Source organism: Streptomyces sp. NPDC087440 (assembly GCF_044744005.1).
Classification (GTDB): Bacteria; Actinomycetota; Actinomycetes; order Streptomycetales; family Streptomycetaceae; genus Streptomyces.
This window is the reverse complement of sequence record NZ_JBIUXN010000016.1, coordinates 125,074-138,577: the sequence shown is the minus strand read 5'-3', so window position 1 is coordinate 138,577 and position 13,504 is coordinate 125,074. Positions and strand designations below refer to the sequence as shown.

General features: G+C 70.5%; 10 protein-coding genes. 3 read left to right on the top strand and 7 right to left on the bottom strand.

The window, feature by feature from the left end:
- The first annotated feature begins 55 nt into the window (after nt 1-55).
- Nucleotides 56-1,456 carry a 6-phospho-beta-glucosidase gene (locus ACIO3O_RS28445; protein ID WP_401750842.1) on the top strand — a complete coding sequence of 467 codons (1,401 nt, stop codon included), beginning with the start codon at nt 56-58 and terminating at the stop codon, nt 1,454-1,456.
- A gap of 28 nt (nt 1,457-1,484) precedes the next feature.
- Here ACIO3O_RS28445 and ACIO3O_RS28440 read toward each other — a convergent pair whose 3' ends face one another.
- The 6 genes from ACIO3O_RS28440 to ACIO3O_RS28415 form a co-directional block, all read right to left on the bottom strand.
- On the bottom strand, nt 1,485-1,673 hold the full coding sequence (locus ACIO3O_RS28440) for a hypothetical protein (RefSeq protein WP_401750645.1): 189 nt from the start codon (nt 1,671-1,673) through the stop codon (nt 1,485-1,487).
- Between the two features lie 154 nt (nt 1,674-1,827).
- On the bottom strand, nt 1,828-2,802 hold the full coding sequence (locus tag ACIO3O_RS28435) for an alpha/beta fold hydrolase (protein WP_401750644.1): 975 nt from the start codon (nt 2,800-2,802) through the stop codon (nt 1,828-1,830).
- Nucleotides 2,799-3,278, bottom strand: a complete 480-nt coding sequence (locus ACIO3O_RS28430; RefSeq protein WP_401750642.1) for a phage holin family protein — start codon at nt 3,276-3,278, stop codon at nt 2,799-2,801. The genes ACIO3O_RS28435 and ACIO3O_RS28430 overlap by 4 nt, the downstream gene beginning before the upstream one ends.
- 75 nt (nt 3,279-3,353) lie before the next feature.
- On the bottom strand, nt 3,354-4,901 hold the full coding sequence (gene nhaA / locus ACIO3O_RS28425) for a Na+/H+ antiporter NhaA (RefSeq protein WP_401750640.1): 1,548 nt from the start codon (nt 4,899-4,901) through the stop codon (nt 3,354-3,356).
- 214 nt (nt 4,902-5,115) lie between these two features.
- Nucleotides 5,116-7,086 (bottom strand): acetate--CoA ligase, encoded by a 1,971-nt coding sequence (gene acs / locus ACIO3O_RS28420; protein WP_401750638.1) that lies wholly within the window; start codon nt 7,084-7,086, stop codon nt 5,116-5,118.
- A 208-nt stretch (nt 7,087-7,294) separates the two neighbouring features.
- On the bottom strand, nt 7,295-9,697 hold the full coding sequence (locus ACIO3O_RS28415; protein WP_401750637.1) for a bifunctional SulP family inorganic anion transporter/carbonic anhydrase: 2,403 nt from the start codon (nt 9,695-9,697) through the stop codon (nt 7,295-7,297).
- 334 nt (nt 9,698-10,031) lie between these two features.
- On the opposite strand from ACIO3O_RS28415, the gene ACIO3O_RS28410 reads away from it, so the two are divergent.
- Complete coding sequence (locus ACIO3O_RS28410; protein WP_401750636.1) at nt 10,032-11,315, top strand: hypothetical protein; 1,284 nt, start codon at nt 10,032-10,034, stop codon at nt 11,313-11,315.
- Here the strand turns inward: ACIO3O_RS28410 and ACIO3O_RS28405 are convergent.
- Nucleotides 11,293-12,285: an ATP-binding protein gene (locus tag ACIO3O_RS28405; RefSeq protein ID WP_401750634.1), complete on the bottom strand. Its 993-nt coding sequence runs from the start codon at nt 12,283-12,285 to the stop codon at nt 11,293-11,295. The two genes, ACIO3O_RS28410 and ACIO3O_RS28405, sit on opposite strands and share 23 nt — an antisense overlap.
- A 112-nt stretch (nt 12,286-12,397) precedes the next feature.
- On the opposite strand from ACIO3O_RS28405, the gene ACIO3O_RS28400 reads away from it, so the two are divergent.
- Nucleotides 12,398-13,225, top strand: a complete 828-nt coding sequence (locus ACIO3O_RS28400; RefSeq protein WP_401750631.1) for an oxidoreductase — start codon at nt 12,398-12,400, stop codon at nt 13,223-13,225.
- Nucleotides 13,226-13,504 lie beyond the last annotated feature (279 nt).

The window sequence follows — 13,504 nt, the reverse complement described above, 5'->3', positions numbered from 1 at the left end:
CCGGCCCGTGCCCACCGGGCGCGACCCCGCGACGTACGACCGAAAGGCCATGAGCATGCGTCTGACGATCCTGGGCGGCGGCGGCTTCCGCGTCCCGCTGGTGTACGGAGCGCTGTTGCGCGACCGCGCCGAGGGCCGCGTCACCCGTCTCACCCTGTACGACCTGGACCCGGCCCGGCTGGCCGCCATCGCCCGGGTGCTGAAGGACCAGGCCGCCCACGTCGAGGACGCCCCCGAGGTCACGGTCACCACCGACCTCGACGAGGCCCTGCGCGGCGCCGACTTCGTGTTCTCCGCGATCCGGGTCGGCGGGCTGGCGGGCCGGGCCGCCGACGAGCGGATCGCCCTGGCCGAGGGAGTGCTGGGCCAGGAGACCGTCGGTGCGGGCGGCATCGCGTACGGACTGCGGACCGTCCCCGTGGCGGTCGACATCGCCCGCAGGGTGGCCCGGCTGGCCCCCGACGCCTGGGTCATCAACTTCACCAACCCGGCGGGCCTGGTCACCGAGGCCATGTCCCGCCACCTCGGCGAGCGCGTCATCGGCATCTGCGACTCCCCGGTGGGCCTCGCCCGGCGCGTGGCGCGCACTCTCGGCGTCGCCGACCCGGCCGCCGCCCGCATCGACTACGTCGGCCTCAACCACCTGGGCTGGCTGCGCGGGCTGTACGTGGACGACCGCGACGTGCTGCCGCAGCTGTTCGCCGACGACGCGCGGCTGACGTCCTTCGAGGAGGGCCGCCTCTTCGGCGCGGACTGGCTGCGCTCCCTGGGCTCCGTCCCCAACGAGTACCTGCACTACTACTACTTCAACCGCGAGGCGGTCGCCGCCTACCAGCAGGCCGAGCAGACCCGCGGCGCCTTCCTCCACGACCAGCAGGCGCGCTTCTACGACGCGCTGGCGGCCGGAGCGGCACCGGGGGCCGGTCAGGGGGCCCCGGGCGCCGCCTGGGACGCCTGGGACCGCACCAGGGCCGAGCGCGAGGCCACGTACATGGCGGAGAACCGGGAGGCGGCGGGCGCGGGCGAGCGCGCCGCCGACGACCTGGCGTCCGGCGGGTACGAGTACGTGGCGCTGGCCCTGATGCGGGCCGTCGCGCGCGACGAGAGCACCACGCTGATCCTCAACGTCCGCAACGGCGGGCGCGCCCACCCCGAAGGCGGCCGGGTGCTCGACGTGCTCGACGAGACGGCCGTGGTCGAAGTCCCGTGCCAAGTCGACGCGACCGGGGCGCACCCCCTCGCGGTCTCGCAGCTCACCGGGCACGAGGCGGGCCTGGTGGCCGCCGTGAAGGCCGTGGAGAGGTGCGTGCTGGCCGCGGGGGAGAGCGGGTCGCGCCGGGAGGCGGTCAAGGCGTTCGCCCTGCATCCGCTCGTCGACTCGGTGCAGGTGGCGCGCAGGCTGCTGGAGGGCTACCGGGGCGCACACCCGGGACTCGGCTACCTCAGGAAGGACTGAGGCGGACCGCCGGTCCGGCGAGGGGGCGTCAGCTGCGCTGATGCCTCAGCCGCGCCGACATCCACCGGGCACGGCGCCGGAGAATACGGGGGATGCCGATCGCCGTGCCGGGGTGTTGGTGGCCCTCATGGTGGGGGCGTCCCCTCTCGTAGGCGATCGGCGTCGTTGCCGAGCGGCGGTTGCGTGCTGCGTCACCGTAGTCGTGCGTCCAGCCCATACCCCGACGTCTGCCCGGGCCCCAAGGTCGATAATCGCCTGACGGTCCGCCAATTGGCCTATGCGGGAGGCAATTGGCAGTTCGTAGGACAGATGTTCTGCCGGAGGGAGGCTCCGGTTCCGCCGAGGGGGCTGCCGAGCGGCTGCGGGCAGGGCTACCGGTCGTGCTCCGGGTCCTTCAGCCAGTTGACCAGCTCGGTCGAGAAACCGACAGGGTCCTCCTCGTGCGGAAAGTGCCCGATGCCGTCGAGCAGCCGCCACTGGTAGGGCGCATCGACGTACTCGCCGGAGCCCGCGGCACTGCGGGTGCGCATCACCGGGTCCAGCGAGCCGTGCAGATGCAGCGTCGGCACCCGTACGGGAGCCTTCATCCGCCGGTTGAACTGGAGGCCGTCGGGGCGGGCCATCGACCGCACCATCCACCGGTACGGCTCGATCGAGCAGTGCGCCGTGGAGGGGATCTGGATCGCCCGCCGGTAGGTGTCGACCACCTTGTCGTCCGGCTGCCGGGGCCCCGACCAGTCCCGGATCAGGCGGCCCGTCAGCGCCGCGTCGTCCGCGACGAGCTGACGCTCCGGCACCCACGGCCGCTGGAAGCCCCAGACGTACGAACCGGCCCGCGACTGCGCGACGTCCGACAGCATCGCCGAGCGCCACCGCCTGGGGTGCGGCATCGAGGAGACCACCAGTCGGCGCACCAGCTTCGGCCGCATCGCCGCCGCCGTCCACGCCAGGTACCCGCCCAGGTCGTGCCCGACCAGCGCCGCGTCCGGCTCGCCCAGGGACCGTACGACGCCCGTGATGTCGAGCGCGAGGTTCGCCGGGTCGTAACCCCGGGGCGTACGGTCGCTGCCGCCGACCCCGCGCAGGTCCATCGCCACCGCCCGGAATCCGGCGTCGGCGAGCGCCGTGAGCTGATGCCGCCAGGTCCACCAGAACTGCGGGAACCCGTGCAGCAGCAGGACCAGCGGCCCTTCCCCCAGCTCCGCGATGTGGAAGCGCGCACCGTTGGCCGCCACGTCCCGGTGCGTCCACGGTCCTTCGAGCCGTACGACGGACTGGGCGGACGCCGACGCTGCGGCGGGCGGGGCGGACGTACCGGAAGAGCCGTTGGTATCAAGGGCTGTCATACGGACGAGCGTGCCACAACGGACGTGTTGTCCTGCACCTGACGGGGGTGCGGCTTGGCGTTTCCGAGGACGGCGGCCGTCTCCTTCGCGGACGCGGCGACCTTCTGCGGGCCCTTGCCCTTCTTGGCCTTCTTCGCGAAGACCACGCCGATCAGCGCGAGCAGACCCGCGACCAGCACGTTCGCCGCGAAGGAGAGCAGGAAGCAGACCGAAAGGTGCCAGCCGCTCCAGGCGTGGATGCCGTACGCCAGCGCGAAGCTGAGCATCGGCAGCGAGAAGATCAGCACCGCGCCGGCCGCGCCGAACGCCCCGCCGCTGGTGGCCCCGCGCTTCACGTCCTGCTTGAGCTGAACCTTCGCCAGCGCGATCTCGTCGTGCACGAGCGCCGACATCTCGGTGGTCGCCGTGGCGACCAACTGGCCGAGACTGCGCTCGGCGCTCTCGACGCCGTGGACGTTGTGCGCGGGGTCGCTCATCGCTTGCTCCCTCTTTTGTTCAAGCTCTGCGAGTTTTCGTCACTCGTCGGGTCTGAGTCAGGATCTGAAGTCAGATCATGCCGGACCGCTTGCGCCGTCGCGCGCCGCCCCCGGCACTTCCGTGTCGTTCCCGGCGTTCTCGGCACCGGTGTGGACGGCGCCGTCGAGTGTGGCGCCGCTGTTGCCGCTACCCGCGCACTGCGCGGCCAGCCGTCGGTGTTCGGCGGCCTTCGCCTCGTGGATGTCGGCCATCCGCAGGTGGTAGTCCGGCTTCCCGACCTCGTAGATGTCCGGGATTCCGTCCATGTCCTCGTCGCGCTCTTCCTCGTCGTAGAGCGCACGGTACTTACGGACGCGCAGTTTCAGCAGTACGCCGGACAGGATCGCGGCGATGAGCGAACCGATGAGCACCGCCGCCTTGACCTCGTCGGCCAGTTGCAGGTCGTCGGTGAAGGCGAGTTCGCCGATCAGCAGGGAGACGGTGAAGCCGATTCCGGCCAGCGAGGCGATCGCGAAGACGTCCGGCCAGACCAGGTCCTCGTTGAGCTCCGCCTTGGTGAAGCGGGCCGCCAGCCAGGTGCCGCCGAAGATGCCGAGCGCCTTGCCGACCACCAGACCCAGCACCACACCGAGCGTCTCCGGCTTGGTGAAGACGTCCGCGAGCGCACCGCCCGACACCGAGACGCCCGCCGAGAACAGGGCGAACAGCGGTACCGCGAGCCCCGCCGACAGCGGCCGCACCAGGTGCTCGATGTGCTCGCCCGGCGAGTGCTCCTCGCCCTCGCGCCGGGAGCAGCGCAGCATCAGGCCCATGGCGACACCGGCGATGGTGGCGTGGACGCCGCTGTTGTACATCAGGCCCCAGATCACCAGGGCGAGCGGTACGTAGACGTACCAGCCACGAACGTTCGCCCGCAGCAGCACCCAGAAGACGGCCAGGGCGACGACGGCCCCGGCGAGGGCGACGAAGTTGATGTCGTTGGTGAAGAAGACCGCGATGATCAGGATCGCGAAGAGGTCGTCGACGACGGCCAGGGTCAGCAGGAACGCCCGCAGCGCGGACGGCAGCGAGGTGCCGATCACCGCGAGGACCGCGAGCGCGAACGCGATGTCGGTCGCGGTCGGCACCGCCCACCCGCCGGTGTCGCCGTCGCCGATGACGTTGACGAGTACGTAGACGAGCGCCGGGACCGCCATGCCGCACAGGGCCGCGATCACCGGGAGCGCGGCGGCCTTCGGGTCGCGCAGTTCGCCCGCGACGAGTTCGCGCTTGAGCTCGATGCCCGCGACGAAGAAGAAGACGGCCAGCAGGCCGTCGGCCGCCCAGTGCTGCACGGACAGGTCGAGCCCGAGGAAGCCGGGCCCGAAGTGCAGGCCGCGGAACGCCTCGTACCCCGAACCGAAGGTGTTCGCCCAGATCAGCGCCGCGACGGCGGCTATGAGGAGCAGGACGCCGCCGACCGTTTCGGTGCGCAGGGCCTCGGCGACGTAACGCCGCTCGGGGAGCGGGAGCCGTCCGAGGAACTTGCTTTTGGTCTCGCTCTCGGGAGCGGGCGTGGGGGGAGTGGGCGTGGGGGGAGTGGGCGCGGCCACGGGTGAATACCTCCGGTCGGTGGGCAGCATGAAGCACATTGCCGACCAGACTTCCCGGCGCACCTGTTGAGTTTTGACGCGTTCCTGACGCGACGGACAACTCTACCGGTGGTGCGCAAGGGCGTATCCGGCGAACTTCACCTTACGAGCGAAACGGGCACCCGGCGCGGGGAGCGCGGGGTGCCCGTGGGCCGTCCGGGGGATGCGGGAGGACTGGTCCTCGCTGCCCTCCGAGCAGGGAGAACTAGTCCTCGCTGCTCTCCGAGCTCGGCAGCTTCGTCTGGATGAGGCCCATCACGGAGGCGTCGGTGAGCGTCGAGACGTCGCCCAGCTCCCGGCCCTCGGCGATGTCGCGCAGCAGACGGCGCATGATCTTGCCGGAGCGGGTCTTCGGCAGCTCCGCCACCGGCAGGATGCGCTTCGGCTTGGCGATCGGGCCGAGCGTCGAGCCGACGTGATTGCGCAGTTCCGCGACCAGCGACTCCGTCTCGGACGCCGTGCCGCGCAGGATCACGAACGCCACGATCGCCTGACCGGTCGTCTCGTCGGCCGCACCGACCACGGCCGCCTCGGCGACCGACGGGTGCGAGACGAGCGCGGACTCGACCTCGGTGGTGGAGATGTTGTGGCCCGACACCAGCATCACGTCGTCGACCCGGCCGAGCAGCCAGATGTCGCCGTCGTCGTCCTTCTTGGCGCCGTCACCGGCGAAGTACTTGCCCTCGAAGCGCGACCAGTAGGTGTCGATGAACCGCTGGTCGTCGCCCCAGATCGTACGGAGCATGGACGGCCACGGCTCGGTGAGGACGAGGTAGCCGCCCCCGCCGTTGGGCACCTCGCGCGCCTCGTCGTCCACCACCGTCGCCGAGATGCCCGGCAGCGCGCGCTGCGCCGAACCCGGCTTGGTCTCGGTGACGCCCGGCAGCGGGGCGATCATCATCGCGCCGGTCTCGGTCTGCCACCAGGTGTCGACGATCGGGCAGTTGTCGCCGCCGATGTGCTTGCGGTACCAGATCCACGCCTCGGGGTTGATCGGCTCGCCGACCGACCCCAGGACCCGCAGCGAGGACAGGTCGAACTTCGCGGGGATGTCGTCGCCCCACTTCATGAACGTACGGATCGCGGTCGGCGCGGTGTAGAGGATCGTCACGCCGTACTTCTGCACGATCTCCCAGAAGCGCCCCTGGTGCGGGGTGTCGGGGGTGCCCTCGTACATGACCTGCGTCGCGCCGTTCGCCAGCGGCCCGTACACGATGTACGAGTGGCCGGTCACCCAGCCGATGTCGGCCGTGCACCAGTAGACGTCGGTCTCCGGCTTGAGGTCGAAGACCGCGTGATGCGTGTACGCCGCCTGGGTGAGGTAGCCGCCGGAGGTGTGCAGGATGCCCTTGGGCTTACCCGTCGTGCCCGACGTGTACAGGATGAACAGCGGGTGCTCGGCCTCGAAGGCCTGCGGGGTGTGCTCGGCGGACTGACGGCCGACGACCTCGTGCCACCACACGTCGCGGGACTCGTCCCACGCCGTCTCCTGCTTGGTGCGCTGTACGACCAGGACGTGCTGGACCGTCGGGCACTTGGCCACGGCCTCGTCGATCGCGGGCTTCAGCGCGGACGGCTTGCCGCGCCGGTAGCCGCCGTCGGAGGTGATGACCAGCTTGGCGTCGGCGTCCTGGATGCGGGAGGCGACGGCGTCGGCGGAGAAACCGCCGAAGACCACCGAGTGCGCGGCGCCGACGCGGGCGCAGGCCAGCATCGCGATCGCGGCCTCGGGGATCATCGGGAGGTAGACGGCGACGCGGTCGCCCTTGCCGACGCCCAGCTCGGTGAGGGCGTTCGCGGCGCGCGACACCTCGTCCTTGAGCTCGGCGTACGTGATGGAGCGGCTGTCGCCCGGCTCGCCCTCGAAGTGGATGGCGACGCGGTCGCCGTTGCCGGCCTCGACGTGGCGGTCCACGCAGTTGTACGCGACGTTGAGTTCACCGTCCGCGAACCACTTCGCGAAGGGCGGGTTCGACCAGTCGAGCGTCTCGGTGGGCTCGTTGGCCCAGGTGAGCCGGCGTGCCTGCTCGGCCCAGAAACCGAGCCGGTCGGTCTCGGCCTGCTCGTACGCCTCCGCAGTGACGTTGGCGTTCGCGGCCAGTTCGGCGGGAGGAGCGAATCGACGCTCTTCCTTCAGAAGGTTGGCCAGGCTTTCGTTGCTCACGACATCTCCCATTCCCAGGGCGTCCGATGTGTCCCGGGGCCTAGCTCATCAGTCATGAGCCCGGGTGACAAGAGCCATCCGGGAATTGGTTTAGACCTGTGAGCTGCGTTGACACCGGTACGGCCACTGCTGTGACACCGGTACGGCCCCCTCCGCGGGCGTGCGGAAGGGGCCGTACGGTCACACGTACGCGAACCCCGAAAGGTTCACGTTGCACCTGTCAGGCGCTGAGGTCTTCCAGCTCCGTGTGCGACGACGGCGCCACCCGGTCGAAGACCTCGATGGTCTCTCCGACGCGTGCCCCGTCGACCAGCAGATACGCCTGTGCCTCGCCCACGTGGAAGTACATCCCGTGCAGCTCCAGCGTGCCTTCGGCGAGGCGGCGCTTCACCGATTCGTGGCTGCGCAGGTGCTCCAGCTGCTGCACCACGTTGGTCAGGCACAGCTGCTCCACCACATCGGTGGGCAGCCGCCCGGAGATCCGCGCCCACGAGTGGTGACGGCTCTTCATCCGGCGCAGGCTCGGCGCGCCGTGCCGCAGCCAGCGGCGCAGCGGGGTGTTCGCGCCGCCCTCGGCGGGCCCGTTGAGCAGGGCCTGCATCGCCCCGCAGCCCGAGTGCCCGCAGACGGTGATCGACTCGACCTTCAGAACGTCCACCGCGTACTCGATGGCCGCGGCCACCGAGTCGTCCCCGCTCTCCGAGCCGGGCGGCGGAACGAGGTTTCCCACGTTGCGTACGGTGAAGAGGTCGCCCGGACCGCTGGACGTGATCATGCTCGTGACCAGCCGGGAGTCCGCACAGGTCAGGAAGAGCTGCGAGGGGCTCTGGCCCTCGCGCGCCAGGCGGGCCAGCTCCTCGCGGACCAGCGGCGCGGTGTTGCGCTGGAACGCGCTGAGCCCGCTGGCCAGTTGACGCGTCCCGGTCGGACGCGACACCGCCTCGGGCGTGTGCTCGGCGGTGGTGTGCTCGTCGCAGTGGTGGTTGCGCCACGGCGTCCAGGGGCGGCAGCAGGTGTGCGCCGCACTTGTCACGGGCCCGGCGAGGCGGATGCCCGAACGGCCGGTGACCTCGACCTTTCCGCCCTGCGCGACATGGCTGTCCTGCCAGGTCTGGAGGGTCTCGTACGCCGCGTGGTCCATGAAGGAGCCGTCCAGCTCCACCACCGTGTGCGCCCCTTCGGGCACCTGGCCGAGCGTCCGGCTCAGCCGGGGGACGGCCAGGAAGGTCAACTGCCCGCGTGCCCGGACGTGGTGGACCCCGTCCTCGGTGGTCTCCGTGACGATGCGGGTCTTGGCCAGCCGGTGCAGGGCGACCGCGACCGCGACCGCGATCCCGAGGGCCACGCCCTCCAGCACGCCGAGCACGACGACACCGGCGACCGTGGTGACGTACACCAGGAATTCGCGGTGCTTATGGACGTTGCGAATGTGCGCGAAATTCACCATCTGGATGCCGACCATCATCACCAGGGCGGCCAGTGCCGCCAACGGAATCCACTCCAGTACGCCGACGAGCAGCGCAGAGGCGAGCAGTACCCACACTCCGTGCAGCACGGTGGCCGCCCGACTGACGGCGCCCGTACGGACGTTGGCCGTGCTGCGGACGGCGCCTCCGGAGAGCGGCAGGCCGCCGAGCAGTCCGGAGATCATGTTCGAGATGCCCTGGCCGCGCAGCTCGCGGTCCAGGTCCGAGCGCGGTACGGGCGGGACGCCCGGTACGACGGGCCGCTCGGCGGCCAGCTTGTCCACGGCGACCGCGGACAGCAGTGACTCCAGGCTCGCCACCAGCGTCACCGTCAGCACGGCCGCGACCAGCCCGAGCACCGGGCCCTCGGGCATCTCCGGCAGCGCGTGACTGCTCCAGGAGGGCAGGTCGACGCGGGTGATCGAGGGTGCCGCCACGGCGGCGACCGCGGTGGCGATCGCGACGGAGGCCAGTGCGGCCGGTGTCTTGCGCAGGATTCTTCCCGTACGTCCCGGCAGGCGCGGCCAGAGGACGAAGACGGCGATGGTGAGCGCGCCGATCAGCGGCGCGGCCGGCCCGAGGTGGGTCAACTGCTCGGGCAGGGCAAGGGCGTTGGCCGTGGCGGAGCTCTCCGGGGAGCCGCCGAGCACGATGTGCAGCTGGGCGAGTGCGATGGCGACGCCGATTCCGGCGAGGGTGCCGTGCACGATGGCCGGGCTGACGGCCAGGGCGCTGCGGGCGGCCCGCAGCGAGCCGAGCAGGATCTGTACGAATCCGGCGCAGATGACGATGCCGCAGGTGGTGCGCCAGCCGTACTGCTGGATGAGGCCTGCGGTCACGACGGTCAGTCCGGCGGAGGGGCCGCTGACCAGGAGGGGCGAGCCGCCGAGCAGTCCGGCGACGATGCCGCCGACGGCGGCGCCGATCAGGCCCGCAGCCAGCGGCGCGTCGATGGCGACGGCCAGGCCGAGCGACATGGGCACGGCGATCAGGAACACGGTGATCGAGGCGGCGACGTCACCACCGGCGATCTTGAAGCGGGCCCGGTGGGGCTTCTCGCCGTGGTCACCGGACGGCGGGCTGTGCGGGCGGTTGAACCGTGAGGCTCGGGTGGTGCGAGAGGTGTGTTCGGGGCGAGTGGGTACGCAAGCAGACATTGCTCTTGTCTCCTCCGGGGCAGCGCGGTCGCGGAACTGAGGTGTCGCGGCCGTGGGTCACGGCGTGCAGCGGGGGACTCTTAAAACTCTCGGTAAATGAATCGTAATTCAGAGTAAAGATCTGCGGGTTGGTTTGCCAGCAAATGGGCTAATCGTTCACCCGAATCAGTGATTAAGCATTTCGGGCGGCTTGTCGCATCTAGTGGCGTGTGGGTGCATGCGAGGTTTGCCGCGCCGTTTCGGCCGACGCGGAATCCGGCCGTCGAGGAATCCGGCCGTCGACGCGGAAATCCGACTGTCGCCGCGGAATCAGACCAAGAAAGAGGGTGGGCGGATGATGGCCGCCACGAAGAGAGCTGCCTTCGGCGTCACTGCCGCCGCACTGACCCTGACCGCCCTCGCCGGATGCTCCGGCCAGGAGGCCCCGGAGCGGGAGGGGGCGCACGGTGCGAAGAAGGCGCCCGCGGCCGCCCCCAAGAGCCCGTTCCGGCTGATCGGCGACGGCTCGACGGCGTACACCGGCGCCCAGCCGCTCCAACCCGTACCGAAGAGGCTGGCGCCCGGCGAGAAGCCCCCGCAGTTCGTCGTCTTCTCCTGGGACGGCGCGGGCGAGGACAGCCAGCGGCTGTTCTCCCACTTCCGCAAGGTCGGCCAGCAGTACAACGCGACCATGACCTACTTCCTCAGTGGCGTCTATCTCCTGCCCGAGGACAAGAAGAACCTCTACACCGCGCCCCAGCACTCCTCCGGCCGCTCCGACATCGGCTTCAACGACGTCAAGGGAATCAAGGACACCGTGGAGCAGATCCGCGGCGCCTGGTTCGAGGGCAACGAGATCGGCACCCACTTCAACGGCCACTTCTGCGGCAACGACGGCGGCGTCGGCACCTGGTCGAAGGAGGAGTGGAAGAGCGAGATCGGCCAGGCCAAGTCCTTCGTCAAGAACTGGAAGTCCAACGCGGCCCTGAAGAACGTCAAGCCGCTGCCCTTCGACTACGAGAAGGAACTCGTCGGCGCCCGCACGCCCTGCCTGGAGGGCCGCAAGAACTTCATGCGCGCCGCCTCCGAGATGGGCTTCCGCTACGACACCAGCGGCGTCAACGACCAGATCTGGCCCGAGAAGCAGGGCCGGCTCTGGGACCTGTCGATGCAGCTGGTGCCGGTGCCGGGGCGGGCCTTCCAGACCCTCTCCATGGACTACAACTTCTACATGAACCAGTCGGGCGCGACCCGCGGCGACGAGGACAAGCACGCGTACTGGGGCAACCAGATGCGCGACGGCCTGGTGCAGGCCTTCGAGCGCTCGTACCGGGGCAACCGCGCCCCGCTGATCATCGGCAACCACTTCGAGTCCTGGAACGGCGGCACGTACATGCGCGCCGTCGAGGACACCATCAAGACGGTCTGCACCCAGCGCGACGTGAAGTGCGTGTCCTTCCGCCAGCTCGCGGACTGGCTGGACGCCCAGGACCCCCAGGTCCTGGCCAAGCTCCGCACCCTGAAGGTCGGCCAGGCCCCGCAGACGGACTGGCAGACCTTCCTGAACCCGGCAGCCGCGCCCGCCCGGCCCGCCCAGCCCGCCCACGCTCCGGGAACTACGCCGGCTGAGCGGCACTGACCGCCAGGCGCTCGTCCAGCACGAAGGCCGGGTCGACCTGGGCAGCCAGGTCGGCGCCGGTCTTCGCGTTTCCCCAGCTCTCCGCGTTCTTCAGGTGGAAGTGGACCATCTGGCGGGTGTAGCGCTCCCAGTCGCGGTGCGCGTAACTGTCCTCGGCGGCGTCCTGGAGGACCTGGAGGGCCTGGCGGTTGTCCGCCTCCAGGAGCTCGAAGCGGGCGGGGCGGCCCTTCTCCATGGCCCGCACCCAGTCCGAGTGGCCCATGGTGACCAGCAGGTCGTCGCCGACCTCGTCGCGCAGGAAGTCCAGGTCGTCCTGGCCCTGCACCTTGTTGCCGACGACCTTCAGCGCGATGCCGAAGTCCCGGGCGTACTCCTTGTACTGGCGGTAGACGGAGACGCCCTTGCGGGTCGGTTCGGCCACCAGGAACGTCATGTCGAAGCGGGTGAACATGCCCGAGGCGAAGGAGTCGGAACCCGCCGTCATGTCGACGACGACGTACTCGTCGGGGCCGTCGAGCAGGTGGTTGAGGCACATCTCGACCGCGCCGACCTTGGAGTGGTAACAGGCCACCCCGAGGTCCGACTCGGTGAACGGGCCGGTCGCCATCAGCCGGACCTCGCCGTCGTCGAGCGTCACCGGGCGCGCGCACGCGTCGTACACCGGGTTGTCCTCGCGCACCCGCAGCAGGCGGGAGCCCTCGCCGGGCGGAGTCGTCTTGATCATCGTCTCGGCGGAGGCGATGCGGGGGTTGGTGCCGCGCAGGTAGTCCTTGATGAGGGGGAGGTGGGCGCCCATCGCGGGCATCGCGGCCGACTCGTCCTCGGAGAGGCCGAGCGCCGCGCCCAGGTGCTGGTTGATGTCGGCGTCGACGGCGACGACCGGCGCCTCGTTGGCCGTGAGGTGGCGGATGAACAGCGAGGACAGCGTGGTCTTGCCACTGCCGCCCTTCCCGACGAAAGCGATCTTCATGTTCACCAAGGGTAGGCGCATGAATGCGGTGCGTGTGCAACCGAAGTGAAGAAGACCACTCCAAGGTGGGGCAGGAGGGGGCGTGACGGATCGGTGCGTACGCTCCTTACTTATGAGTACGAACGCTGATCCGCTCGCGGCGCTGGGCGCCCTGCCCGGCGTGCCCGAGGCCGTCGACTCCGTGCGCAAAGCCGTCGACCGGGTGTACGGGCACCGCGTCATGCGGCGCAGGAGCAACGCGATCACCGGCGAGGCGGCACTGCGCGGCGCGCGCGGTTCGGCGGCCCTGGCGGGCGCGGACTGGGCGCTGGAAGAGGTGCGGCGGCGCACCGACTTCAGCGGGGACGACGAGGCCCGGGTGGTCGGCGGGGCGCTGCGGCTGACGGCCGAGGCGGGTCAACTCCTGTCCATCTGGCGGCAGTCGCCGGTACGGGTGCTGGCCCGGCTGCACCTGGTGGCGGCCGGCGGTGCGGGCATCGAGGACGAACGGGTGGGGCGGCCGAGGCTGGCCGGTGAAACGGTCGACGAGCCACTGATCGAGCTGCCGCTGCCCGGCGCGAGCGAGGTCGCGGGGCGGCTGGAGGGCCTGTCGCAGCTGATCATCGCCGGTGGTGCGGCGGCTCCCGCGCTGGTCACGTCGGCGGTGGTGCACGGCGAGCTGCTGGCACTGCGGCCGTTCGGCTCGCACAACGGCCTCGTCGCGCGCGCCGCCGAGCGCATCGTGCTGATCAACAGCGGACTCGACCCGAAGTCGGTGTGCCCTGCCGAGGTCGGCCACGCGGAACGTGGGCGCGCGGAGTACGTCGCGGCCCTGGAGGGGTACGTGTCCGGTACGCCGGAGGGCGTCGCGGCGTGGATCACGCACTGCGGGCGTGCGGCGGAACTGGGCGCGCGCGAGTCGATGGCGGTCTGCGAGGCGCTGCAGCGCGGCGCGGCCTGAGGGGCCGTTCCGGGGACTTGCGGGGGCGGGCGTGGGCGGGGGCGGGCGTGGCCTGGGGGCTGCCGTGGTGGAACGCCACCCCGGGAACAAAGATGCGGCGGTACCGGAATCGGTACCGCCGCTGGCATGTCCGTCGAGTTACCAAGCGTCCTCGGATTTTTGCCCATCAGGTCGGGATCTTCGCCCGTGGCCTGGTGCGGCTGGCCCGTAATCGACGGGTCGACGTCGCGTGGGTGCTCGGCTTCCATGCGCGGTCCGTGGGGCCGTGATGCGTAGCAG

Bases quoted from the DNA above. Each gene is read 5' to 3' on its own strand.
- ACIO3O_RS28400 (WP_401750631.1), top strand. From the start codon at position 12,398: ATGAGTACGAACGCTGATCCGCTCGCGGCGCTGGGCGCCCTGCCCGGC.
- nhaA (WP_401750640.1), bottom strand. From the start codon at position 4,901: ATGCTGCCCACCGACCGGAGGTATTCACCCGTGGCCGCGCCCACTCCC.
- ACIO3O_RS28435 (WP_401750644.1), bottom strand. From the start codon at position 2,802: ATGACAGCCCTTGATACCAACGGCTCTTCCGGTACGTCCGCCCCGCCC.
- ACIO3O_RS28405 (WP_401750634.1), bottom strand. From the start codon at position 12,285: ATGAAGATCGCTTTCGTCGGGAAGGGCGGCAGTGGCAAGACCACGCTG.
- ACIO3O_RS28410 (WP_401750636.1), top strand. From the start codon at position 10,032: ATGATGGCCGCCACGAAGAGAGCTGCCTTCGGCGTCACTGCCGCCGCA.
- ACIO3O_RS28415 (WP_401750637.1), bottom strand. From the start codon at position 9,697: ATGTCTGCTTGCGTACCCACTCGCCCCGAACACACCTCTCGCACCACC.
- acs (WP_401750638.1), bottom strand. From the start codon at position 7,086: ATGGGAGATGTCGTGAGCAACGAAAGCCTGGCCAACCTTCTGAAGGAA.
- ACIO3O_RS28445 (WP_401750842.1), top strand. From the start codon at position 56: ATGCGTCTGACGATCCTGGGCGGCGGCGGCTTCCGCGTCCCGCTGGTG.
- ACIO3O_RS28440 (WP_401750645.1), bottom strand. From the start codon at position 1,673: ATGGGCTGGACGCACGACTACGGTGACGCAGCACGCAACCGCCGCTCG.
- ACIO3O_RS28430 (WP_401750642.1), bottom strand. From the start codon at position 3,278: ATGAGCGACCCCGCGCACAACGTCCACGGCGTCGAGAGCGCCGAGCGC.